Annotated in this window: 16 protein-coding genes; 8 read left to right on the top strand and 8 right to left on the bottom strand. The window is 62.5% G+C overall.

Annotation, left to right across the window (positions count from 1 at the left end):
• The first annotated feature begins 358 nt into the window (after positions 1 to 358).
• Positions 359 to 5,077 (top strand): translocation/assembly module TamB domain-containing protein, encoded by a 4,719-nt coding sequence (locus tag NW822_RS01700; protein ID WP_414403303.1) that lies wholly within the window; start codon positions 359 to 361, stop codon positions 5,075 to 5,077.
• A 43-nt stretch (positions 5,078 to 5,120) separates the two neighbouring features.
• Here NW822_RS01700 and NW822_RS01705 read toward each other — a convergent pair whose 3' ends face one another.
• The 3 genes from NW822_RS01705 to NW822_RS01715 all read right to left on the bottom strand — a co-directional run bounded on the left by NW822_RS01705 (position 5,121) and on the right by NW822_RS01715 (position 7,949).
• On the bottom strand, positions 5,121 to 5,405 hold the full coding sequence (locus NW822_RS01705) for a hypothetical protein (RefSeq protein ID WP_414362021.1): 285 nt from the start codon (positions 5,403 to 5,405) through the stop codon (positions 5,121 to 5,123).
• Positions 5,406 to 5,415: 10 nt separating this feature from the next.
• On the bottom strand, positions 5,416 to 6,237 hold the full coding sequence (locus tag NW822_RS01710; protein ID WP_414403304.1) for a hypothetical protein: 822 nt from the start codon (positions 6,235 to 6,237) through the stop codon (positions 5,416 to 5,418).
• 257 nt (positions 6,238 to 6,494) lie between these two features.
• Positions 6,495 to 7,949: a carotenoid oxygenase family protein gene (locus NW822_RS01715; RefSeq protein WP_414403305.1), complete on the bottom strand. Its 1,455-nt coding sequence runs from the start codon at positions 7,947 to 7,949 to the stop codon at positions 6,495 to 6,497.
• 933 nt (positions 7,950 to 8,882) lie between these two features.
• Here NW822_RS01715 and ffh point away from each other — a divergent pair.
• The 3 genes from ffh to recF all read left to right on the top strand — a co-directional run bounded on the left by ffh (position 8,883) and on the right by recF (position 12,349).
• Positions 8,883 to 10,316 (top strand): signal recognition particle protein, encoded by a 1,434-nt coding sequence (gene ffh / locus NW822_RS01720; protein ID WP_414403306.1) that lies wholly within the window; start codon positions 8,883 to 8,885, stop codon positions 10,314 to 10,316.
• A 9-nt stretch (positions 10,317 to 10,325) separates the two neighbouring features.
• Complete coding sequence (locus tag NW822_RS01725) at positions 10,326 to 10,778, top strand: tRNA (cytidine(34)-2'-O)-methyltransferase (protein WP_414362013.1); 453 nt, start codon at positions 10,326 to 10,328, stop codon at positions 10,776 to 10,778.
• 404 nt (positions 10,779 to 11,182) lie between these two features.
• Positions 11,183 to 12,349 carry a DNA replication/repair protein RecF gene (gene recF, locus NW822_RS01730; RefSeq protein WP_414403307.1) on the top strand — a complete coding sequence of 389 codons (1,167 nt, stop codon included), beginning with the start codon at positions 11,183 to 11,185 and terminating at the stop codon, positions 12,347 to 12,349.
• 81 nt (positions 12,350 to 12,430) lie between these two features.
• Here recF and NW822_RS01735 read toward each other — a convergent pair whose 3' ends face one another.
• On the bottom strand, positions 12,431 to 13,981 hold the full coding sequence (locus tag NW822_RS01735; RefSeq protein ID WP_414403369.1) for a YifB family Mg chelatase-like AAA ATPase: 1,551 nt from the start codon (positions 13,979 to 13,981) through the stop codon (positions 12,431 to 12,433).
• Positions 13,982 to 14,145: 164 nt separating this feature from the next.
• Between NW822_RS01735 and NW822_RS01740 the strand changes: the two genes are divergently transcribed.
• Complete coding sequence (locus tag NW822_RS01740) at positions 14,146 to 16,065, top strand: peptidase M3 (RefSeq protein WP_414403308.1); 1,920 nt, start codon at positions 14,146 to 14,148, stop codon at positions 16,063 to 16,065.
• A 349-nt stretch (positions 16,066 to 16,414) separates the two neighbouring features.
• On the opposite strand, the gene NW822_RS01745 is transcribed toward NW822_RS01740, so the two are convergent.
• Positions 16,415 to 16,846: a hypothetical protein gene (locus tag NW822_RS01745; RefSeq protein WP_414362008.1), complete on the bottom strand. Its 432-nt coding sequence runs from the start codon at positions 16,844 to 16,846 to the stop codon at positions 16,415 to 16,417.
• Between the two features lie 186 nt (positions 16,847 to 17,032).
• On the opposite strand from NW822_RS01745, the gene NW822_RS01750 reads away from it, so the two are divergent.
• Entirely contained in the window at positions 17,033 to 17,560 is a 528-nt protein-coding gene (locus NW822_RS01750) for an adenine phosphoribosyltransferase (protein WP_414403309.1), read from the top strand.
• A gap of 144 nt (positions 17,561 to 17,704) precedes the next feature.
• Here the strand turns inward: NW822_RS01750 and NW822_RS01755 are convergent, their stop codons facing one another.
• The 3 genes from NW822_RS01755 to glyA all read right to left on the bottom strand — a co-directional run bounded on the left by NW822_RS01755 (position 17,705) and on the right by glyA (position 20,777).
• Positions 17,705 to 18,262, bottom strand: a complete 558-nt coding sequence (locus NW822_RS01755; protein WP_414403310.1) for a hypothetical protein — start codon at positions 18,260 to 18,262, stop codon at positions 17,705 to 17,707.
• A 61-nt stretch (positions 18,263 to 18,323) separates the two neighbouring features.
• Positions 18,324 to 19,427, bottom strand: coding sequence for a glycosyltransferase family 4 protein (locus NW822_RS01760; protein ID WP_414362003.1), 1,104 nt, complete (start codon positions 19,425 to 19,427; stop codon positions 18,324 to 18,326).
• A 24-nt stretch (positions 19,428 to 19,451) separates the two neighbouring features.
• Positions 19,452 to 20,777 (bottom strand): serine hydroxymethyltransferase, encoded by a 1,326-nt coding sequence (glyA, locus tag NW822_RS01765; protein ID WP_414362001.1) that lies wholly within the window; start codon positions 20,775 to 20,777, stop codon positions 19,452 to 19,454.
• Positions 20,778 to 21,004: 227 nt separating this feature from the next.
• On the opposite strand from glyA, the gene psaM reads away from it, so the two are divergent.
• Positions 21,005 to 21,097, top strand: a complete 93-nt coding sequence (gene psaM, locus NW822_RS01770; RefSeq protein WP_414332959.1) for a photosystem I reaction center subunit XII — start codon at positions 21,005 to 21,007, stop codon at positions 21,095 to 21,097.
• A 162-nt stretch (positions 21,098 to 21,259) separates the two neighbouring features.
• Complete coding sequence (gene recG, locus NW822_RS01775; RefSeq protein ID WP_414403311.1) at positions 21,260 to 23,683, top strand: ATP-dependent DNA helicase RecG; 2,424 nt, start codon at positions 21,260 to 21,262, stop codon at positions 23,681 to 23,683.
• Positions 23,684 to 23,693: the final 10 nt, after the last annotated feature.

Raw genomic sequence — 23,693 nt, forward strand, 5'->3', positions numbered from 1 at the left:
GCTGGACGAAGATTTGCAAATGAAGGCCTAGGTTAGAAGCTGAGCCCGCCGGGGGATCCCTTAGCATCCCTGTTCCCTCAGCGAGGGGGTATTTGAGCAGGGGACTGCGTCTAGGAGTAGGGAGTTCTTCTCTCTGGCCCCTCATGGCAAGCCAGGAGTCCTTGGGTAGGATGGGGGCAGTTTTGGCTGTCCCCGAGGAGGCCAGCCTATAGGCCAAGCAGGGCTTCTCAAAAGGGGTGCTCCGGATCCCTGAGGGTAGGTGTTGGGCAAAGATCAGCACAACAAAGAGGGTAAAGTGCCGCAGCGACCATTTCCCCTCTCCTGCTGGATAAGGATAGGGGGGGGATTAGGCTTGAGCTTGACGGCTGCTGCTTTCGGGGCTGCCTGGGGCATCGGGGCCTACCTTCAAGATCACGTGCTGCCGCAGGTAGAAGAAACCCTCTCGCAGGCGATGCGCCGGCGGGTGGAATTGGGAGAGGTGAGGCTTGTTGCTCCCTGGGGGCTACGGCTGGGAGAAAGCCGCATCGAACATTTGGCCAGCATTGGCTCTATTGACCTCAGCCCCGACTTTTGGACCTGGCTACAAACAGGCCAGTGGGCGCTCAACATTACCCTGAACCAGCCCCAGTTGCTGTGGATGGAAACGCTGGATCGCGGCTGGGCAGATGTGCAGTTTCAACTCCCAGAAGGGGAGGGATCCCTGCCTGTCCAGGAGCTGTACGTCCGTTTGCAGGAGGGATCCCTGACGGCCATCCCTTTAGTGGGGGAGCGGCGGCAGTTTGACCATCTGCAGGGCCAGCTGCAGGTGCGGCTGAGTGCCCCGCCGGGGGAGGGGGGCGGAGGACAGGCCAGCTTCCAGCTCTCGGCACGGCTGCAAGGAGGGTACCCCCTGCAGCTTAGGGGGGTGGTGGATTTTGCCCAGGCTGCTGGCTCGGTAACCCTTGCTGCTGCCCGCCTCCCCTTGGAGCTGCTGCCCAGCGTGCTGCCGGCGGCGCCCTTGACTGAGGTGGAGGGGGAAGCTGCTCTAGATCTCCAAGTCCTCTGGGGAGGAGAACGCCCTCTGGAATTGAGGGGCCAAGCCCACATCCAGCAGGCGCGGCTGGGGTTGGAGAGGCTGCCGCATCCTTTTGAAGCAGTCAGAGGCTCCGTTCGCTTTACCCTAGAGGAGCTGGAGCTGCAGGGGGTGAGCGGTCGTTTTGGCCAGCTCTCTTTCAGGGATCTCAACGGCTCCATTGCCTTCGCCAACAGCGAGGGATTCACTCTGCAAGCTGTCATGGCCCCAGCCAGCCTGCAGCAAATCCAGGAGACTTTCAACTTTGAGCTGCCGGTGGCGGCGGCAGGGGTGGTGGCGGGATCCCTGGCGGTTACTGGCCCGCTCGAGGGGCCGCAGCTCCAAGGGCAGTTGCAAGGGATCTCGCCGGGGCAGGTGGATCGCCTGGTGGTGCCGGAATATGCTTTTGGCTTCCGCTGGGCCGGCCAGACCTTGGCTTTTGAGAACATCGACCTGAAGGCCGTAGGTGGACGCGTCCAGGGATCTGGACAACTGCAATGGGCTGCCGGCTTGGTGGGCCACTTCCAGTTGCAGGTGACGGAGGCTAACCCCGAGCAGGTGCTGACCCTCTACGGCGTCAACCTGCCGCGGCGGGGCAAGCGGCCCTGGGCGGGACCAGTAAGCGCTCAGGTACAGGTGGCGCTGACGGGATCCCAGCCCCAGGTGGAGGCCACCTGGGAAACCCAAGGGGGAGAGATTGCCGGCAGAGGACAGCTTCAGATCTTGCCCGAGGGGGGGGGCTGGGCGGTGGAGGTGCCACAGGCGGTGTTGGAGCTGGGCGGGGGGCAGGCCCAGGTGGCGGGGCGGTGGGCGGCAGGGCAACTCCAGGCGCAGCTGGCTCCCCAGGATCTGCCGCTGGCCTTTTTTAACCCCCAGTGGCCGGGATTCCTCTCCGGGGAGCTGACGGCGCAGGTGAACACAGCGGCGGCGGCGGAGGTGGGTTTCCTGGCGGCGTTGCGGGCCCAGGGATCCCTGGCGCTGTCGCAGCTTGGGGAGGAAAAGGGCCTGGGGCTAGCCGATTCCATCAGAGGCCAGGTGGCCTGGGATGGCGGGGGCTTGGCAATCCAAGCAGCAGAAGTCCTGGCCGGCACCACCCGCTTGGCCAGGGTAGAGGGACGGATCCCCGTAGACCCGCAGACGCTGCAGGTGGGATCCCTGGATCTGAGCTTTGCCGCCGACGGGATCCCCCTGGCAGAAGTACTCGGCCTGCCGCCGAGGGTGGCGGGGGTGCTGCAGGGCTCCGGGCAGCTCCGCGGATCGCTGGAGGAGTTGCAGGTGACTGGCGAGGCCCAGTTGCGCGGCTTGCAGGTGGGGGAGGTGGCCTTTGCCGACTTGGCCGGGCCCTTTAGCTGGTCTAGGCAGGGGACGGCGGTGGAGCTAGCGGGGGCGCGGGAGCGGCTAGCGCTGCAGTTGGATCCCCAGTTTCGGCCCTTGCAGTTCGAGCTGCGGCGGGGCGAGGCGGAACTGCGCGGCCAACGACAGCAAGATAGGCTCCAGGTGGTGGCAAACCGCTTACCACTGGCTTGGCTGGGAGGGTTGGCTGCCGGGCCCTGGGCCAGCTTACAGGGGAGGCTGGACGGCGAGGTGGCGCTTGACCTAGCCAGTGGCGCTGCTCAAGGTCAAGCTGCGGTCCAGGGGCTGCGGCTGGGCGACCTCGAGGTGCAGGGCCTCGCAGTGGATTTCGCTTACCACCCTGGAGACAACTCCCGCCCCGCTCGTCTGACCCTTGCCCAAGCCCAACTGGAGCTCTTTGAGAGCCTCTACACCGCCAGCGGCACCCTGGAGCTGCCGACGACCTCTCTGGATCCCACCTCGGCGGTTCCCGTTCCCCAGATCGACCTGCAGATCAGCACCCGCCGGGGCCGCCTGGAAGATCTCATCTCTACTTTCAAGTGGCGGAAGTGGAGCGATATCACCAGCCGCGGTTTTCGGCTGCCACCTTTGGGCCCTGCCGCGGTGCTGCGGACGGATCCGGTTGGTCTGCCCAACCATCCCCTCTGGGAGCAGCTAGAATACTACGCCCAGATCCTGGCCGCCCACCTGGAGACCCTGGCCAGCCGCATGGATCCCCGCCTTCCGCCGCCCACTAGCTGGCGGGGAGAATTCCAGGCCAGCGTCAGCTTGGCTGGCAGCCTCAACCGGCCCAGCGTCAGCTTTCACCTGGAGGGCCGGAATTGGCAAGCAGAGGAGTTTGCTGTCGAAAGCCTCACCGCCACCGGCAGCCTAGTCGAGGGGGCGGTAGTGCTGCAGCCGCTGCTGTTGCGCAGTGGGGAACGCCAAGCCCTTTTCACCGGCAAGGTGGGCTGGGAGAAACAGTCGGGATCCCTGCAAATTCAAGGATTTCCTCTGGCCTTGCTGGATCGCTTCTTGCCCGCTGGGCTGGAACTCCAAGGGGATCTCAACCTGGAGGTGGAGCTGGCAGGCAACCTGCGGGATCCCCATGCCCGCGGCTCCCTGACGGTGGTGAACGCCCAGATCAACCAGGTGCCGCTGCGGGAGGTGAGGGGGCAATTCGACTACCACCAGGGACAACTGCGCCTGGAGGGCGCCCTGCTGGCCAACGGTGACGAGCCGGTCCGCCTTTCCGGCCTGGTGCCCTACACCCTGCCCTTTGCGGAGGTGCAGGCCGCCGCGGATCAGATCGACCTCAGCCTGCAAGCTGAGAATGGCGGCCTGCGCCTAATCAACCTCCTCACCGACCAGGTGCGCTGGGAAGGCGGCCAAAGCCAACTGGAGCTAACCATCCGCGGCACCTTGCAAGAGCCCAGCCTGCAGGGGAACCTCAGCCTTAGCTCCGGGATCCTCAAACTGGCCGCCCTGCCGGAGCCCATCACCGACCTGACCGGCCAAATTGTCTTTAACCTCCACCAATTGGAGGTGCGGGAGCTGCGGGGACAGTTGGGCGGCGGATCCCTGTTGGCCAACGGCTTTTTGCCGGTCAACTCCCGCGGCGCCCTGCAGAGGGACGAGACCGCGCCACCCTTGACACTGCAACTGCACGGGATCCAGCTTACCCTGCCCAACCTCTACAGCGGCCGCTTGGAGGGAGAGGTGACGGTGGGCGGCCTGCTGCTGCGGCCTTTGCTCGAGGGGCGCCTAGAGGTTTCCCAAGGGGTTGTAGATGTCAGCCCCCGTCCTGGAAAAGAGGAAGCGGCGGCAACTCCTGCAAACTCGCCTCCGGCGGATCCCTTCTGGCAGCCGCGGCTCAACGGTCTAGAGCTGGTCTTGGGGCCTGGGATCCGCGTGCAGCGCCCCAACCTATTTGAATTCTACGCCAGCGGCAGCTTGCGCCTGTTCGGCACTCCCCAAGATCTACGTCCGGCGGGCACCATTGCCCTGGAGCGAGGCCGCGTCAGCTTGCCCGTTGCCACTTTTCGCCTGGATCGCTCCCGCCCCAACACCGCCACCTTTGACCTGGACAACCCCTTCGATCCTTTCTTAAACCTGCACCTAGTGACCCAAGTCTTCGAGGTGTACCGCTTTCCCCAAGATCTGTCCTCCTTCGACAACACCCGCAACCTGCCGGGATCCCAGCAGAGCATTGAGATCTTTGCCACTGTCAACGGCCGGGCCAGCCAACTGGCCGAAGCGGATCCCCGCAAGGGAGTTCTGGCCCTTTCCAGCAGCCCCAGCCGCTCCCCCGAAGAGATCGTCGCTCTGCTAGGGGGAACCGCCTTGGTCCGCCTCAACCCCGAAGTGGGAGTGGCCAGCCTGGCGGGAACCACCTTGCTCAACGATGTGTTAGATACGCTGCGGGACACGCTAGGTCTGGACGAGGTGCGCATTAGACCCCTTCCCCAGCTCGATACCCGCGCCCCCAACCGCTCCGCAGTGGGGCTGGCGCTGGAGGTGGCCCGCGATCTGGGGCCCGCCACTTCCCTCTCGCTGCAGCGCAACCTGACGGATCCCTTTCAGCCCACTCGCTACAGCGCCCGCTATCGCCTCAACGAGCAAACCCTCACCCGCGCCAGCACTGACCTCGAGGGCAACAACGCCATTGCCATCGAGTTTGAGACCCGATTTTGACGGGATCTGTCCTCTAGGGGGCGCTAGAGCAAAAGGTTCTAGCTCACTCTTCCTGTGGCACCTCGGGGGGAGGCTCCTTCCACAGGGGATTGTCCAGGATAGCTTTTTTGGTTTCTTTGAGTTTTTTCCACAGCTCTTTAATTTGGCGGTAGGCTTCTTCTGGGGTAATCTTGCCTCCCGTCTCCAAGCTACAAATTAGGGACACCTTATTGCTGAATTCCTGTAAATTGGCATCAAAAACCAGGTTCTGGGGCTTGACCTCGCCCCAGTAGGGGTAGCGAGGGGAGATAAATTCATCTTTGCTGGGAGGAGGGTTCGACTCTGTCATGGCAGGAAGGCTATGGACGCTTCTTCTTAGTTGGCTTAGAGGGCTTGGCTGCCCTAGCAGGATCCGGCGGCAGGCTAGGTCGATTGGGGAATGGCTGTTGCCCACGCCCTGAGGCCCTGGGAGGTTTCTTCTTGAGTTTAGAAGGAGAAGTTGAACGTTTTGGCTGTAGCTGTGGCCGCTCTTTGGGCACAGGACCGATGGGAGTTGCCGACTCTATGTAGAGCTGAGAGCCGCGGCGGCGCACCTGCAGATCCCAGAAGATACCTACTCCTTTGCCTGGCAGGGATCCGAGGAGGCGTAACTTAAAAGCTTGGGGTAATGCCAGTGCGGCAGAGCCTTCCTTCTGCTGCGCCCCTTGACTGGCGACTGGCTGTTGACTGGAGCTGGCAAATGGCAAAGGAGGAACGGAAGAGGAGCGGCGAATTTTAACGATGATAAAGCCCCTCTCTTGGGATTGAAAGACAACTTCGCCCCGAATGGAAAACCAGTCCGGCACCACTGTCGGGCAGGATCCCTCGGGGAGGGTTTGCCCCATTTCCTCTGGGGCCCAGACTCCCATCAACTGGACATGGAGATTTTGGCCTTTGTCGCGGGTGCGGGGATAGACCACCCACAGATAGTTGCGCTCCGGCTTTAGGTGCTTGCGCACCAGGCTTATCATCCGCCCTAGGAGGACAGCATTGATGTCCAGACCATCTAAGGTGCGCAAAACCCCCCGCGTCAAGCGCTCGGGCGAGGGAATGTACCGACCCTCAATGAGGCCAATGGCCCGATACTGCATCACTTCCCCTGGGGGAGGGATGGGCTCTAGGCAAGGACGCTTTCTTATCACCGTTGTTTTTCCTCCCGAAGTGGCAGCAACACCCGACTTGGAAAAGGCAGGGGCTACCCCACCCTTTGAGACCGACAGCTTGCCAACGCCAACCGCTAGCTCTGCTCGCAAGGAGTCCTTTGGCTCGGCACCCGGACTGGGTTATGAGGGGGAGGTTTCAAAGCCGACATTTGACGGCCTCCCGCCAGTGGAGAATCCTGCTTTCCGGTCTGGCAAGTACATCATAGCCTCTTGCCTGCTGGCGCGGACAGGTTGCTCTATCCCCTGTCTGGATCTGCCCAAAGGCAAGGGGTAAAACTGCCGTGAAGGCCATAGGGAAGGTGGTGCCGTAAGGGGATCCGCGCCACTGGGCCGGCTGCCAGATGAGCAGCTTCTAGGATTACCACCTGCGAGCGCTGGCTGGCTGCATCAAAGACCACAGTTGCAATCCAGCCGGCTTCTTCCGCAGAGTTTTCCGGATCGGGGATGAACACCGGCTCTCCAACAAAGCCGCGGGGGGCAAAACTGTATTGCTCGCTGCAACCTGTTGCCGTATCCAGCTTGAGAATGGCCTGCAGGGGTGCATTGGGGCCGGGAGCATGGGTAGCCCCAACGTAGATGTAGCGGTGGGGTTGGCCAATACGAGCCGGATGGATAGCGGGAAACTCCACCGAGCGATCCAGAAGCAGCTCCCGCTTGACTTTGCCCTCTTTGGGATCCAGCTCAAACCGCCACAGCTTGCCCGCCGGCACCTGGGCAAAGTCAATCTGTAGGTAGTCAGCTCCTGGCGCCAGGGCAGGGTAGGTCTCGTAGAGGACGGCATCGACCAGAACCTTCTCCCCCACCTCGTAGCCGTTGACAAAGTGAAAGACAAACCCCGGCTCCGTTTCCAGTTGCAGCGGTTCTCCCTTGGGGGGAAATAGCCAGATAAGGGTGGGTTTTTCTTTCTTAAGGGTCAGACAGGTGCCAGCTGGCTGCAGACCCAGCATGTAGGGCAAGGGGTTGAAGGTCACAGGATTTTGGAAAAAGATCCAGTGGCGGGGGGTCCAGACAAAGTCGTGCAAAAAGGCAAAACCTGGCAAGCGGTAGTCCCACTTTTCCACCAGCCGCCCTTGGGCATCAATGCGGTAAAACAGCAGCGTAGAAGAGGGGCCCGTCTGCACCCCAAAGGCTAGGAGATCTCCTGTTTCTGGATTGCGGCGGGGATGGGCTGTAAACGGCTGATGGGGAGCAAGGGCACCGCTAAAGGTTTCAATCCCCTCGGTAGCCAAGCTGGCCGGGTTCAAGCGGTAGGGGGCTCTGGCTTCCCAAAGGGCGAGCAGCTTGCCGCCGTGGTAGATGACGTTAGTATTGGCAGGATTTTTGAAGCGCAAGTCGAGAAAATTGGCCCACCAGCCCCCTGGCTTCTGGGTACCAAACACGCCGCGGTAGAGAACTCGACCAGCTTTCTCCTCCGCCTCAAACTCCGGCGTGCGCACAAACCGGTTGCGGAAATGCACCCGCCCATCCACCAAGGTGATGGCACAGACCATGCCGTCGCCATCGAAGGGATGGCCGTAGCGCTGGGATCCTGCTTCCAGCTTGCCTGGTCCGTTGCGAAACAGGGTTCCCTGAAGTCTTGGAGGGATCTGCCCCTCGATCTCTGTTACCCAGTAGGTGTACTCCTGGCGCAGAGAGCGGTAGCCCAACCGCCAGTCGGCAAGGCTATAGGAAGGGGAGGCGACACTGACCATGGGAAATCGGCAAGCAACGCCTTCTATTGTTACTTAACTTCACTAGACGTGCGGACTTCCCCACCCGGGTGGGGATGGAGAGCACCCCCTGGTTAGTTCTGGAGGTATCTAGAGGTGCACCGCCCCAAGTTGGAATCGTGCCAGAGCTTGGCCCTTCCTCAATAGCTTTGCTGAACGGTTGTCTCAACACTCGAACCAAGGTTAGAAATACTCCAGGCTCGACTTAGTTCTGGACGGGTAACCAGGCGGCAGACCTTTCGGCTGTACCCTAACAAAACCCAAGAGCGGGCCTTGTTGTCTGCTCGCCGTTTGCACTGCTACCTGTACAACGCTTGCCTTGCTTAGAGGAGTCCATCCCGCTAATGCAAGCGGGGTAACCAAGAAGAAGCGCAAGGCTGGACTGCTCACGTCAGGGGGACATCTTGTCAGTGGGGTTTGCAACCCTCAACCAGAGGCTGACCTCCAAAATGGAGCAGAAGGGCGGTCTGGTCTCCCAGCGCTGTCCGTTCGCGTCAGCGGGACGGAAGTCCTTAGTGCGGTGCAGTCCCCAAGGAGGGGGCGAACTTGAGGAATCGCTACCCTGTCTGCTCTGCCTGGGGTTTTGCGATAGAAAGGGGCAGGGGGACGGTGACAACCGGGGCTGGGAACCCGCCGCGTGAGTCTTGGATGCCTTAGCTCTACCATGGCTAGCGCCACGCTTTGCAACCAGGGACTCGGGGCACGGGATCCCTGAAGCCACTGGGGCAGAGGAAGAGACAAAAGCCTTGCCCAGGTGGGGAAACCCCACCTGGGTAAGGCGGTGGGGTAGTTCATACTTTTGTAAAGTCACCAGGGCCAGGGGAGCGGCTGTAGCAGAGATCCCCAAGCTGCAGCTGCCCTAACTGGACTATGGTAGGAAATGCCCTAGCAGCCCTTGACGGGGTAACCGCACCCATGTTTGAGGTCCTCGCCGAAAAGTTGGAACTGGCCTGGAGAAAGCTACGCGGCCAGGACAGGATCACCGAAACCAACATCCAAGAAGCCCTGCGGGAGGTACGGCGCGCCTTACTGGAGGCCGATGTCAACTTGCAGGTGGTGAAGCAGTTTATTGAGGATGTGCGACAGACAGCTCTGGGCGCTGAGGTCATCCCGGGGGTAACACCGGATCAGCAGTTCATCAAGATTGTCTACGACGAGCTGGTGAAGGTGATGGGGGAGGCCAATGTGCCCCTTGCCCAGTCAGAGCAACCCCCCACCATTGTGCTCATGGTTGGCTTGCAGGGATCTGGCAAAACCACCACCTGCGCCAAGCTGGCTTTGTATTTGCGCAAGCAAGGCAAAAAGCCACTCCTGGTGGCGGGCGACATCTACCGGCCAGCCGCCATCGAGCAGCTTAAAACCCTAGGCCAGCAGATTCAGATCCCGGTCTTCGACCTAGGCAAGAGGGATCCCGTCGAGATTGCCCGCCAGGGAGTGGTAGCTGCGCAGGAACAGGGCTACGACTACGTTATTTTGGATACCGCCGGTCGCCTGCAAATCGACCTGGAGATGATGGCCGAGCTGGAGCGGATCAAGGCGGCGGTGCAGCCCCACGAGATCCTACTGGTGGTGGACGCCATGATTGGGCAGGAAGCCGCCAACCTCACCCGCGCCTTCCACGAGCGGCTGGGCATCACCGGCGCCATCCTCACCAAGCTGGATGGAGATACCCGCGGCGGGGCAGCCCTGTCCATTCGCCAGGTTTCCGGCCAACCCATCAAGTTTATCGGTGTCGGCGAAAAGGTGGAGGCCTTGGATCCCTTTTATCCGGATCGCATGGCCTCGCGCATCTTGGGCATGGGGGATATCCTCAGCTTGGTGGAAAAAGCCCAGGAGGAAATCGACCTGGGAGATGCCGCCGCCATGGCGGAAAAGATGATGACCGCCCAATTTGATTTCAACGATTTTCTCAAGCAAATGCGCCTCATCAAGCGCATGGGATCCCTGGCCAGCTTGCTGCGGCTGATGCCGGGAATGAGCAGGATTAGCGACGAGCAACTGCAGAAAGGCCAAGAGCAACTGGCGCGGGCCGAGGCCATGATCAATTCCATGACTCCCGAAGAGCGCCGCAACCCTGACCTCTTGGCCCGCAGCGTCAGCCGCAAGCGGCGGGTGGCCCTGGGCTCTGGCCACAAGCTGGAGGATGTCAGCCGCCTGGTGAGCGATTTCCAGCGCATGCGCGACATGATGCGCTCCATGAGCATGGGCGGCTTCCCAGGCATGCTGGGCGGACGGGGCCCACTGCCGGCAGCTGGCCCCCAATGGCGAGGGCGGTCGCAGTCCAGCCGCAAGCCAGACAAAGGTGGGGGCAAAAAAGGAGGCACTAGCCGCGGCTTTGGTGGCAAGTGAGATGGGCTTATGCCTTTCCACGTGGTCTTGGTAGCTCCGGAGATCCCGGCCAACACAGGTAACATCGCCCGCACCTGTGCAGCTACCCGTACACCCCTCCACCTCGTGGAGCCCTTGGGGTTTCGCCTTTCGGATCGCTATCTCAAGCGGGCGGCGCTCGACTACTGGCAGTACGTCCAGCTCTATCGCTACCCCTCTTGGGAGGCCCTGGTGCAAGCCCACCCCGAGGCAAGATTTTGGTGTTTTAGCGTGCGCGGCAAGGCCCTCTATACCGAAGTGGCCTACCAGCCAGGAGACTGGCTGGTGTTTGGCAGCGAAAGCCGGGGCTTGGATCCCGTGTTCTTGGAAACCTATCCCAGTGTGCGCATCCCCTTGAGTGGGCCGGTGCGCAGCCTTAACCTCAGCAATGCGGTGGCCATCGCCCTCTTCGAAGCCCTGCGCCAACAGGGATTTCCGACCTGACCTGTTTCTAGAGTGGCCTCTTTCTTGCTCTGGCGAGGTGCTCCTGTTCCCAGGCCACCCGGGTTAGGGGGAAAGCCCTCCTTGGCAAGGGCCGTGCTCCCGAGCCACAACGCACCCCTTGACCCTCCCCGACTAAGGTTGGGGATTCTGATGCCGTCCCCCAACAGCCTCGTAAAGGCATCGTCAAGACGCCCCCACCCCGTCCCTTAGCAACTGCTTACTTTGCTGAGCAACGCTCCCATGCTATGCACAGCTCGGGTCTTTTGCCGTAGTACTCCGGCCCGCTGGCGCGAAGGGAACGCTAAGCTTTGCTGACCGTTATACCATGGGAGGGGAGGGCAACTAAAGTTGCTGGCGGGCTTTTCCGCCCCGCACTTGAGTGCGGGGCTACAGGCTACTCCTCTGTGTACTTGCGTTTTCTGCACCTGTGGCACTTTCGCAACTACCGGGATCAGGGGATCCCCTTCGAGGCGCCCAAGACCATCCTGGTGGGGGAGAACGCCCAGGGCAAGACGAACCTTTTGGAGGCAGTGGAGCTTTTGGCCACCTTGCGCTCGCGGCGGGCTGGTCGGGATCGGGAGCTGGTGCAGCAGGGGGAAGAGAAGGGGCGGATTGCTGCCACCGTGGAGCGGCTGGGGGTGGCCCACGAGCTGGTGATGGAGCTGCGCAGCCAGGGGGGACGATCCCTGAGGGTTAACGGCCAAGTGCTACGGCGACAATCTGACTTTTTGGGGCAGGTGAACGCCGTGGTCTTCTCCAGCCTGGATCTGGAGCTGGTACGGGGGGGGCCAGAGGCGCGACGCCATTGGCTAGACGGGGTGTTGCTCCAGCTAGAGCCCCTTTACTCCGACCTGCTGGAGCAGTATCGCCAGATCCTTAAGCAGCGCAATGCTCTCTTGAAGCAGGATCCCAAGGATCCTGGCCCCTCGCTGCGCGGGGCCACTGGCGACAGAGCTTCCCAGATGGCCTTCTGGGACGCCCAGCTAGCCACCCTTGGCAGCCGCATCATGCGCCGTCGCGCCCGGCTGTTGCAGCGGCTAGAACCCCTGGCCGCCCGCTGGCACCAAACCATCAGCGGCGAGCGGGAGACCCTCAGCCTCACCTACCGCCCCCAGGTGCCCCTGCCGAATCCCCAGGCCGATTCCGCTGCGGTTCAGGCCCAATTCTTGGCGGAGATCCGCGCCAAGGCTGCTGCCGAACAGGCCCTGGGTACTTCCCTGGTCGGCCCTCACCGGGATGAGGTGGAACTGGGTATCGATGGCCTTGCCGCCCGTACCTACGCCTCCCAGGGGCAGCAGCGCACCTTGGTCTTGGCCCTCAAACTGGCGGAGCTGGAGCTAATTGAGCAGGTGAAGGGGGATCCGCCCCTCTTGCTGCTGGATGATGTCCTGGCGGAGCTGGATCTGCACCGCCAAAATCAGCTCTTAGGGGCCATTCAAGAGCGGGTGCAAACTCTGGTTACCACCACCCAGCTGGGATCCTTTGACACCGCTTGGCTCAAGGGGGCACAAATCCTTCACGTGCACCAGGGGCAGATCTCTCCCGCCCCTGCCTCGCTCCCCTTGGCTTAAGGCAAGCCAATCCCTTAACACACTCCCCTCTCCCTCAGAGAGAGGGGCTGGGGGTGAGGGCCGGCGCGGAGCGCTTGGGCCTCAGGGCCGCCCGCGATCCAGGCTGCGATACTGAATCGCCTCGGCAAGGTGGGTGGGGGCGATGGCCTCGGCGCCCTCCAGGTCAGCAATGGTGCGGGCCACCTTGAGGATGCGGTCGCTCCCCCGCGCAGACAGGCCCAGCTTTTGGATGGCACTCTCTAGGAGCTTACGGCAGGGATCCGACAGAACACACCACTGCCGCAGGTGGCGGGGTTGCATTTGGGCGTTGCAGTGGATCCCGGGTTCGTCCTGGAAGCGCTGCCGTTGGCGTTGCCGCGCCCGTTCCACCCGCTGCCGCACCGCTTGGGAGGGTTCGCCCCCCTGGAGGCGGACAATCTCTTCCGGCTTGAGGCGGTTGACCCGCACCTGCAAATCAATGCGATCCAGCAGCGGGCCGGAGAGCTTGGACCAGTAGCGCTCCCGCTGCTGCGGCGTACAGGTGCAGGGCTGGACGGGATCCCCGTAGAAGCCGCAGGGACAGGGGTTGGTGGAGGCCACCAGGGTGGTTTGGGCGGGAAACTCTAAAGAAACGCGGGCGCGGGAGATGGTAACCTTGCCGTCTTCCAAAGGCTGGCGCAGCACCTCCAAGACCTCGCGGCGGAATTCCGTCAGTTCGTCCAAGTACAGGACACCGTGGTGAGCAAGGGAGATCTCACCAGGCTTGGGGTAGGGGCCACCACCCACCAGCGCCACCGCCGAGGCCGAGTGGTGGGGAGCCCGAAAGGGCCGCTGCGTAATCAGGGGAGTCTGGCGTCCCAGGTGCAGGTTTTGCCGCAGCAGGCCCGCTGCCGAGTAGATGCGGGTAATTTCCAACATCTCTTCCCACTGCAGCCGGGGCAAAATGCCGGGCAGACGCCGCGCCAGCATGGTTTTGCCCGCTCCCGGGCTACCCACCAGCAGCAGGTTGTGCCCGCCGGCCGCCGCAATCTCCAGAGCCCGCCGGGCGTGTTCCTGCCCCTTCACGTCGGCCAAATCCAGTAGGGGTTCCGTTTCAGTTGCTAGCAGCTGCTCCGGCTGGATCCGCACTGGCTCAACTCCCTGCGGGCTTTGCAGCCAGCCCACCACTGCCGCCAAAGAGGGCAACCCATACACCTGCATCCCTTGCACCAGGGCTCCTTCCGGAGCATTCTCCTGGGGCACCACCAGGCGGCGGATCCCCATCTCGGCGGCACTGGCGGCAATGGGCAAAACGCCTGCCACGGGGCGCAGGGTGCCATCCAGGGCCAATTCCCCCAGCATCAGGGTGTTGGCCAGCGCTTCCCGCTCAATTACCCCTGCGGCTGCCAGAATGCCGATGGCAATGGGCAGATCAAAGCTGGGGCCCTCTTTGCGCAGATCAGCGGGGGCCAAGTTGACGATGATCCGCCGCTGCGGCAGGGCAAAGCCGGAGTTCTTGATGGCTGCCCGTACCCGCTCTTTGGCCTCTTGAACGGCTGTGTCGGGCAGCCCCACCAGGGTAATCTGCGGCAAGCCACCGCCAACGTCCACCTCCACCGTGACCCGCACGGCCTTGAGTCCCAGTAGAGCAGCAGCAGTGACCTGGGCAAACAAAAGCGTCGCCTCCTCTGGAAAGCTTTTCCACGAATGATTGTCTCCCGACACCTATCCTGGAGGAAGTACATTGGCTTGTGCAGGCCTAATCCTCAGCTGCTGCTGGGTTGGCTTAGCTGACAAGCCAAAGAGGGGATGCCCCCATCTCTAGGAGGCTGGTGCTGGTGGTCTTTCCTACGGCTGAACCCCCTTTTGAGCGTTTCGCCAGCTCTGGGCAAGAGGGTGCCCCAAGCTGGAATGATCTGGAGGAGCAGGTGCAGCAGTTTGCCCGGCGCTACCGGGGGCAAGTGGCCCAGCTCAGCCCACCAGAGCTGGGGAAGGCGCTGCAGGTCTTGGCGCAGCTGACGCAAGCTCTGGCGGCCCACCTCGCCGGGGACAGGGAAGGGATCCCAGCTGACTCCGGCTGGACAGGGGCAGTCCCCAACTGGAGGGACCTGGAGCGGGCTATCTCCCTGCAGAGCCACTTGCTGTTTTTCCCTCTGGAGCTGCAGTCCCTGCCGGCTGTTTCCCCCGACGAACCTGCAGCCGAGCTGCCACTTGAGTCAAAGGATCAGCGCTTGGATCTTTTGGTTGCTGCCTGTGTCGAGCCGCTGCTGCGCCCCTTTCGCCAGTTTTTGTGGGGCCTCCTCCAGCAGCGGGGCCATCAACAGGCGGAGCCTCTGGAGCGCCTGCTCCACCAGCAGCGCCTGGCTGGACGCTTGGCCTGGCGGCAGTTGTGGCAAGTCACCCTCGCCTCCCTCCCTGGCCAGAGCCTGGGGCAACACCAGTCGGCGGAAACGCTTACCCACCTGCAGAGCCTGCAAACCCATCCCAGCGCCGAGATCCGCTGGGCGGCCTACCAGCGGTTGGGCCAACACCTGGAAGCCCATGCGGAGCTGGGGGGATTTATTCTCAGCATCCTCATCCGCGACCACCTCTGGGAGGCCCAGTGGCGGGGCTACGATTCTGCCGCCGATCTGTACCTGGCTCGCCACGGCCTCGGCCAGACCTTTTGGGAGCATCTGCTAGACGGGATCCACGATCGCTTTGACCTGTTCCAGCGCTACTACCGCCTAAAAAGCCGCGCCCTGGGCCGTTCCATCCGTACCTGCGACCTCTATGCCCCTTGGGGAGATGCGGCTCCTCCCCTCACTGCCGCGGAGGCCACCTTCCTGGTCTGGTCTGCTTTGCAGGAGTTCTGCCCCGAGTGCGCTGCCCAAGCCAAGCCCTGGCTGCCGGAAATTACCTCCCAACTGGAAGCAAGCCGTGGGGAGACCGACTCCTTCCCTTGGCCCCTAGAGACGCCCCTTCCAGGAGGTGAATCCCTTGCCTCCCTACTGCGAGCCCTTGCAGCCCTCAGCCGGCGGCTCCGGCCTGAGGAGCCCCGACTTTGGCTGGAGCTAGAGGAGTTGCAGGGAGCTACTCGGCCCTCCTGGGAGGTGGGGGTGCATACCGCGTTTTTACAGCAGATGCTGCTAGGCTACCTGCTTGAGACGGCGCGAGGCACACCAGGGGGGGTGCCTCTCCGTTTCCGCAATGGCGTCAGCGGGCCGGAGACCTTTCTCTCCAGCAGCCTCCAGTTGGCCCAAGCCCTGTTGATTTACCACCTGGAGGCCCAGCTGCAGGCTGTGTTTTACCAGAGCTTGATTGCGCGGCTGGAGCTGCTTCTCTACCGCTCGGGGATCCCAGGGGGCGACACCCCGCTGCTGGCGCCCTCTGAGGCCAGCCCTACCTACTGGGTCAGCGAAGAGTGGCTGAAGCTGTGCCAAGAGCTATGTGGCGATGCGGTGGAGCTGCTGCCGGAAGACCAGTTCCGCTGGGTGGGAATGCCGGAGCTGTTTCTCCGCCCTTTTAGCAGCCATCAGGCCAGCCTGGCCAGCCTGGTGGCCCTGGCCTGCTATCGCCAGTATCATCTGTCTCCGCGCACCTTCTTGCCCTGCTACCTCAATTGGCTAGCTAGCCCGCCCGGATCCTTAACTTGGGGAGAATCAGCCCAGTTGCTCCAGGTGGACTTGAGCAGACCGGAGGAGGTGTTGCAAGGGTTGGAGGAACTAGAGCGTTGGATCGAGGTGCTGGAAGAGCTGCTAGAAGAGGAGCAAGACTAGAGAAGGGCTACCGGCCGAGCGTTGGCGGGATGGCCGTGTCAACCCTGGTAGGGGGAGCCCCAGGCTGCCCCTAGTTTAGAGTTGAGGAGGGGGTGCTACCCCGCAGAGCCAACTTTGGTGACAGGGTACCTACCGCCAGCTTGGCGGAAAGTTACGCCTGGGGGGACTCCACCGCCGGGGTTGGGAAACCAACTAGAAGCAGACAGGGGGGAGCAGCGCTGCTCACCTAAGCAGGACGGGCTCTTCACAAGGTCCCCCGGCGCTCCCCCTGCGGCCAGCCGCGCCATCAACTGCCAGGGCCGCAAGCGCAGTCCTGTTACCAGGGGGCTGGCCTCGTCCAAATAGCCAGCTACTCGATAACCACATTCTTAGGCCCGCCGTTGGGGCGCCCCTGGTTGAAGTTGGCCAAAAAGGTATCCGGATCCTTGAGGCTGAAAACCAGCTTTTTGCAGGGTACTTGCAGCCCCAGGGGCCCCAGCAAGGGGATGAAGAGGGTCTTTTCCTGGAGCAGTGGAATGGCAATTACCCCCTGGGTGCTGGTTACCGCGGCCACCAGCCCCTGGAAGTCGGTGCGCACACCCAGGCCGTAGAACCAGGGCCAGGAGAAGCGCTCCCCTTGTCCTAACTCGCTCAAGGAAAAGGTTTCGTTGAACAAGTTGCCCACCCGCACCATCAGCTTGTCCTGGAGCAGGTCAACATAGGCCGACTCACTCCCTACTCCAAACAGCGCCAGCGGCAAACTTGCCAAGGGATTGGAGTCAATAGCCATGTAATAGCGCATGAGAAGTCTCCGGAGTCAGGAACAGAAGAACCAGATAAGCCGCGGCCCCTAGCCTTGCCAAATTATAGAAATTTTCCGGCCCTGCCAGCTCGGTCAAAAGGGATCCCATTTGCTGACACCTGGAGCGGCTATGATGAGTTGCTTGGAGCGGCCTTTGAGCTGGCCAGTGCTGAGCCAGGGGAATCCATGGATTTGCGACCCCTCATTCGCCTAGTGCCCGATTTTCCCAAGCCCGGGATCCTCTTTCGCGACATAACCCCCCTGCTGCGGGATCCAGCAGGCTTTCGGGCGGCAATTGAACAGTTGGCTGCCGGTACTGCCACTATGGGATCCCTGGACTATGTGGTGGGCATTGAGTCGCGGGGGTTTATTCTGGGGGCTGCTTTGGCTCAGCATTTGGGGTTGGGATTTGTCCCGGTTCGCAAACCCGGCAAGTTGCCGCCGCCGGTGCTTAGCCAAACCTATAGCCTAGAGTACGGCCAAGACCAGTTGCAACTCCATGCCCACGCCCTGCGCCCCGGCGACCGGGTGGTGATTGTGGATGATGTCATCGCCACCGGGGGCACTGCTGCCGCCACCGCTCAGTTGGTGGCCCAGAGCGGCGCTGAGGTGGGAGGGTTTGCCTTTCTAATTGAGCTGGCTTTCTTGTCAGGCCGCAAGCTCCTGCCCCCTGAGATCCCCACCCATGTGGTGATGGTGGAAGAATCCAACTGAGGGATCCGCCGGCCACACTCCCAACCAGCTAGATCCCTGTGGGCAGGAAGTCAGGTCTGGATACGCGGTTCCACACCCCAGCTATTTGAGATCCTACACCCCTAATCTTGGGCTGCAGATAGCAGGGCAACGGCGTAGGCAACCTCACCGCTGGCGCAGCGGCTGACGGACGGTTACCTCTGGTGCTTTGGCTTTGGGCAGCGGTTGAGTCAGGTGGCTGAGCTGAGCTTGCGCCTGCAGTTGCTCCTCAATCCAGTCGGCCAGCTCCCGCATGTAGAGGGCCACATGGAGGGCGTGGTCCTGCCGCAGCGGCTCCACTCCTTTTGCGGCTAGGCGGGCCCGGATGACGGGATCGCTGAGCTCTTCCAGGGCGGCAAAGTCCTCTGGCCGGTCAAACCCCAGCTCTGCCATTTTTTCAAACACGTATCCCAGCCGCAGGCCTGTGGTCTTGCACTGGGCTTCCCAGGGATCCCTGGCAGTGCGGTAGGCCGTTTGGGCAATGGTGCGCCAGGTGCCGCGGTGGATGTGCAGGCTAAGCTGCTGCTGATTCCAGCCCAGGGCTTCTCGCACCAGCAGGCCGCAATTGCAGCGGGTACTATCCCGCCAGCAGTACTCGCGATCCCAAAAGCCCCAGTGCTGGGCCTGCAAGCGATCGGCGGTGCGGCGCAAAAGGGCCGCCAGCTCCGGTGTAGGACGCATCATCAAGGCGGCAGAGGAGATCCCTTCCAGTCTAGGCAGGCGGGCGGCTGGGAACAACCCAGGCTTAATCCTTTTTTGAGTTCACTGAATCTGCTGCTTGAAGCTCGGTATCTTCAGCAGCCAAAGACCGTTGCCGCTGACGGTGGCGTTGCCAGGCCCCCCAGCTTACTCCCGCCAACAGCAGCGAGGCGCCGCCCAGGTAGGTGCCCCCTGCCGGCAGGCCGGCCAAGGCCAAGGCCAGGGATCCCCCCCAGAGGGTCATGGCGTAGATCAAGAGTACTGAATGCCGCTGCGACAGGCCGGCTTTGAGCAGGCGATGGTGCAAGTGGCCCTTGTCGGGATGAAAGGGGGACCTGCCCCTGGCCAGCCGCTTGAGGATGACGGCAGACATATCCAGGATCGGCACGGCTAGGATAAAAAACGGCAGGGCTACCGCCAGCGTGGTCACCCCCTTGGCCACCCCAATGACCCCGATCCCAGCTAGGGTAAAGCCCAAAAAGTAGGCTCCCCCATCTCCCATGAAGATCTGGGCCGGGTTGAAGTTGTAGCGCAAAAAGCCCAGACAGGCCCCCGCCAAGGCTGCCGCCAGCATCGCCGCCGCCGGCCGATCCAGCAGCAGCGTTACCATCAGCATCACGACTGCTGCGATCCCCGACACGCCTGCCGCCAAGCCATCCAGGCCATCCATGAAGTTGATGGCGTTGGCCATCCCCACCAGCCATAGCAGGGTAACTAGCAGGCTCAGCCACACCGGGAAGGGCCAGAGGCCAAGGCGCGGCAGGTTGATGAACTCAATGCGCACCCCTACTCCCCAGGCGGCGGCAGCCACCCCAAACTGCATCGCTAGGCGGGAAAAGGGCGACAACTGAAACAGATCATCCGCCAGGCCAATCAAAAAAAACAAAACGCCGCCAATGGTTACCCCCCAGATCTCGTACTCCTGCTCGGTGGACAAGCCGGCGAAGGCTCCAGCTCCCCAGAGCAAGAGCAGCGCCACTAGGTTGCCAAAAAAGATAGAGACCCCCCCTAGGCGCACCATCGGCTGCCGGTGGATCTTGCGCTCGTCAGGAAAATCCAACTGGCCGCTGCGGATTCCAACCGCCTTCACCACCGGGGTTGCCCAGAGAACCACACAGGCAGCAGCCAAAAAGGCAACCAAGTAAGGCATGGCAAGCCGTAGCGAGGAGGGGGGTTATCCCAAGTGGGGGTAGAGCGGAAAACGGCGGCAGAGCTCGGCGACTCGCCGGCGACAGGCTTCGAGCACGCCTGGATCCTCCGGTTGAAACAGGCAATCGGCAATAATTTCCCCAATTTCCTCAAATTCTGCCGCACCCAGACCGCGGGTGGTCAAGGCCGGGGATCCCAGGCGCAGGCCGCTGGCCACAGAGGGCGGCTGCGGGTCAAAGGGGATGGTGTTTTTGTTGGCGGTAATGTGGATCTCTTCCATCAGGCGATCCGCCCGCTTGCCCGTCATCACTGGATCAGCAGCCCCGTTTTTCTCCAGCACTGCCGAGACCGAGCGCAGATCCAGCAACACCAGGTGGTTGTCGGTGCCCCCTGAAACCAGCCGGATGCCCCGCCGCTGCAGCGTTGCCGCCAGGGCCTGGGCATTGGCAATGACCTGGGCGGAGTACTGGGCAAAGCTGGGCTGCAGGGCTTCTCCAAAGGCCACCGCCTTGCCGGCAATGACATGCTCCAAAGGCCCCCCTTGGCTGCCGGGGAATACCGCCTTATCCAGCTTTTTGCCCAATTCCGGGTCGCGGGTGAGAATCAGCCCCCCGCGCGGCCCCCGCAGCGTCTTGTGGGTGGTGGTGGTTACCACATCGCAGAGGGGCACGGGGTTGGGGTGGTGTCCAGTGGCCACCAGGCCGGCGATGTGGGCAATGTCTGCCATCAGATAGGCCCCCACCTCGTCGGCAATGGCACGGAAGGCAGCAAAATCAATTGTCCGCGGGTAGGCGGAGTAGCCGCAGATAATCAGCTTAGGCCGGTGCTGCAGGGCCAGATCCCGCACCTGGTCAAAATCAATCCGCTCCGTCTGCGGATCCACGCCATAGTGCACCACGCGGAACCACTTGCCGGAGACATTCACCGGCGAGCCATGGGTGAGGTGGCCGCCGTGGGCCAGATCCATGCCCATGATCGTGTCTCCTGGCTGCAGCAGAGCCAAGAAAACCGCGAAATTGGCCTGGGCGCCGGAGTGGGGCTGGACATTGGCGTGGGCTGCCCCAAACAGTTGCTTGGCCCGGTCAATGGCCAGTTGTTCGATCTCGTCGATAAATTCGCAGCCGCCGTAGTAGCGCTTGCCGGGTAGCCCCTCCGCATACTTGTTGGTAAGCACCGAGCCCTGCGCCGCCAGGACGGCCGGCGAGGTGAAGTTCTCGCTGGCAATCATCTCCAGGTGATCCCGCTGGCGCTGAAGCTCTTGCTGGATGAGGCGGTAAACGATGGGATCCGTTTCGGCCAAAATGGCCAGGTTGTCCCGGGGAGTGGTTAGGCTGTGGGGGGCGGCTACCATGGTGACGCCAAGAGCAAACGTTGCAAAGAAGAAAAGGCCAGAATTACCCTGCGGTCGCAACAGCGTTGCAAAGCAACATCGTAACACAGGCCAGGGGATCCCGCAGCGGCTAAGCGCAGAACCAAAGGCCGCTTTGTAAAGAATGTTTTTGGGCCCCAGGTCTGGTCACCAGCCGGGGTAAAGTGAGGGGCAGGTTTACAGCACTGGGTTTGTTTTAGGAGTTGATTATGACCGACGCGCAAGTTTTCACCATCCTGGCCATTGCCCTGGTGCCAGCAGTGATGGCCGTGCTGCTGGGATCCGCCCTGGCCCGCAGCTAGTTTCCATCTGGAAGAATAAGGTTGCTCTGGATCCGGGGGCCTGTCCTATAGAGCAGGCCCTTTTGAGTTGAGGCTCAGGGGCTGCGCCTAGGACGCTTTGCCATTGGCTAAAGTTGGATAAAGGATACTACCGGCAGCCAACCCAGAAGCAACTTGAGCCAGGTGGATCTACAGCGGGTTCAGCGCGCCCTTTCTCTGGAAGCGGAGGTGGGGTTTACCGACCTGCGGGGGCGAGAGCAGACCTTCTCCCAATTTTTGCAGAGCGTGTTTGGCCAGGATCCCCCCGCTGGCTGGATCTTGGATGGGGAAGCGCGACGGCGGTGGAAAGAACTGGGATCCCGCTATCGCCTCTACCCCCAGCTAGAGCTGGCGGAGCGGCAGCACCTGGTGGCGGAAACCCGCCGCTGGCTGGAACGGCTGCGTCGCCAGCAAGAACAAGCCCACTCTGCCCCCCCTAGCCCTGCTTTGCCCCTGCCTAAGGGCCTTAGCTTGGAGCAGCCGCTGCAATTTCTCAAGGGCATTGGCCCCAAGTCGGCGGAGAAACTGGCGCAACTGGGCCTGCACACTGTGCGCGATGCCCTCTACTACTTCCCCCGGGATCACCTGGACTATTCCCGCCGCGTGCTCATCCGCCAGGCCAAGGTGGGGGAGACGGTTACCCTGGTGGGGACGGTGAAAAGCTGCAGTTGCTTTACCAGCCCCAAAAACCCCTTGCTGACCATCTTCAACCTCAAGCTTGCCGACAAAAGCGGCGTAGTCACCCTCAGCCGCTTCTACAGCGGGCGGCAATTTGCCCAGCGCAGTTGGCAGGCGGCCCTGGAGCGGCAATACCCCAAGGGGGCAGTGGTGGCGGCCAGCGGTCTGGTGAAAAAGGGCCGCTTGGGCTTGACACTGGAGAACCCGCAACTGGAGGTGCTGGGGGGAGAGGGCGAGGATCTGGAGAGGTTGGGCAAGATCCTACCCGTTTACCCCCTCTCAGAAGGGATCCCCGCCGATTTGGTGCGCAAAGCCGTCCAGCTTGCCCTGCCGGCAGCCGCCTTGGTGGAGGATCCCTTGCCGGAGCCCCTGAAGCGGCAGTTGCAGCTGTTGGACTTGCCCCTTGCCCTGCAGCAGATCCACTTTCCCAAGACGCAAGAGCTGCTGGCCCAGGCCCGGCGGCGGCTGGTGTTCGACGAGTTTTTCTACCTGCAACTTAGCCTCTTGCAGCGGCGGCAGCGCTACCGCGCCCAGGCCCAGGCTGTCCCCCGCTACCAGCCAGCTAGAGGAGAGCTCTTGGACCGCTTCTACCAAATCCTGCCCTTCCAGCTGACCGCTGCCCAGCAGCGGGCCATCGACGAGATCCTGGCGGATCTGCGGGATCCCTTGCCCATGAACCGCCTGCTGCAGGGGGATGTGGGATCCGGCAAAACTGTGGTGGCGGTGGCGGCTTTGCTGGCGGCCATCCAGTCGGGCTGGCAGACGGCCCTCATGGCTCCCACGGAGGTCTTGGCCGAGCAGCACTACCGCAAGCTGGTGGAGTGGCTCAGCCAACTGCAAGTGCCTGTGGAACTCTTGACCGGCTCCACACCCCCCGCCAAGCGGCGCGAGATCCTGCGGCAGTTGCAGACCGGGGAGCTGCCCCTAGTGGTTGGCACCCATGCCCTCATCCAGCCGGCGGTGCAGTTTCGCAACCTGGGCTTGGTGGTTATCGACGAGCAGCACCGCTTTGGCGTCGAACAGCGGGCTGCCCTGCAACAGAAAGGGGATCACCCCGATGTCCTGACCATGACGGCCACCCCCATCCCCCGCACCCTTACCCTGGCCCTGCACGGGGATCTGGATGTTACCCAAATTGACGAGTTGCCCCCGGGGCGCAAGCCGGTGCACACGGTGGTGGCTCGACCGGGGGATCGCCTGCAGGTGGTGCGGCTGATGGAGCGGGAGATTGCCCAGGGGCGGCAGGCCTACGTGGTGCTGCCTTTGATTGAAGAGTCCGAGAAGCTGGATCTCAAGTCCGCCATTGAAGAGCACCAGCGTCTGCAGGAGAAGGTCTTCCCCCAGTTCCGGGTGGGCCTGCTGCACGGGCGCCTAACTAGCAGCGAGAAGGACGCCGTCATAGAAGCTTTCCGCCGGCGGGAGCTGGATATCTTGGTTTCCACCACGGTGGTCGAGGTGGGGGTGGATGTGCCCAACGCCTCGGTGATGCTGGTGGAGCATGCCGAGCGCTTTGGCCTCTCCCAGCTCCACCAACTGCGGGGGCGGGTGGGGCGGGGATCCGACCAGGCCTACTGCATTTTAATGACGGGATCCCAAAGCGAAGAGGCCCTGCGCCGGCTAAAAGTCCTGGAGCAGTCCCACGATGGCTTTTTCATTGCCGAGATGGATCTGCGCTTCCGCGGCCCTGGGGAGGTGATGGGCACCCGCCAGTCGGGGCTGCCCGATTTTGCTCTGGCCAGCCTCATGGATGACCAAGAGGTGCTGCAGTTGGCCCGTCAGGCAGCAGAGCAGCTCATTGCCCAAGACCCACAGCTGCAGCAGTGGCCCCGCCTGCGTCGCATACTGGAAGAACGCCAGGCCCGCCTTTTGGGGCCGGCTTTGTTGACCTAACCTTGGTGCC

Source organism: Synechococcus sp. H70.2, assembly GCF_047462275.1.
In the GTDB taxonomy this organism is placed as follows: Bacteria; Cyanobacteriota; Cyanobacteriia; order Thermostichales; family Thermostichaceae; genus Thermostichus.

What these genes read in the sequence shown, in the direction of transcription:
- NW822_RS01725 (WP_414362013.1), top strand. Translation starts at nt 10,326, where the DNA reads ATGCCTTTCCACGTGGTCTTGGTAGCTCCGGAGATCCCGGCCAACACA.
- glyA (WP_414362001.1), bottom strand. Translation starts at nt 20,777, where the DNA reads ATGGTAGCCGCCCCCCACAGCCTAACCACTCCCCGGGACAACCTGGCC.
- NW822_RS01745 (WP_414362008.1), bottom strand. Translation starts at nt 16,846, where the DNA reads ATGCGCTATTACATGGCTATTGACTCCAATCCCTTGGCAAGTTTGCCG.
- NW822_RS01760 (WP_414362003.1), bottom strand. Translation starts at nt 19,427, where the DNA reads ATGCCTTACTTGGTTGCCTTTTTGGCTGCTGCCTGTGTGGTTCTCTGG.
- NW822_RS01755 (WP_414403310.1), bottom strand. Translation starts at nt 18,262, where the DNA reads ATGATGCGTCCTACACCGGAGCTGGCGGCCCTTTTGCGCCGCACCGCC.
- ffh (WP_414403306.1), top strand. Translation starts at nt 8,883, where the DNA reads ATGTTTGAGGTCCTCGCCGAAAAGTTGGAACTGGCCTGGAGAAAGCTA.
- NW822_RS01705 (WP_414362021.1), bottom strand. Translation starts at nt 5,405, where the DNA reads ATGACAGAGTCGAACCCTCCTCCCAGCAAAGATGAATTTATCTCCCCT.
- psaM (WP_414332959.1), top strand. Translation starts at nt 21,005, where the DNA reads ATGACCGACGCGCAAGTTTTCACCATCCTGGCCATTGCCCTGGTGCCA.
- NW822_RS01750 (WP_414403309.1), top strand. Translation starts at nt 17,033, where the DNA reads ATGGATTTGCGACCCCTCATTCGCCTAGTGCCCGATTTTCCCAAGCCC.
- NW822_RS01715 (WP_414403305.1), bottom strand. Translation starts at nt 7,949, where the DNA reads ATGGTCAGTGTCGCCTCCCCTTCCTATAGCCTTGCCGACTGGCGGTTG.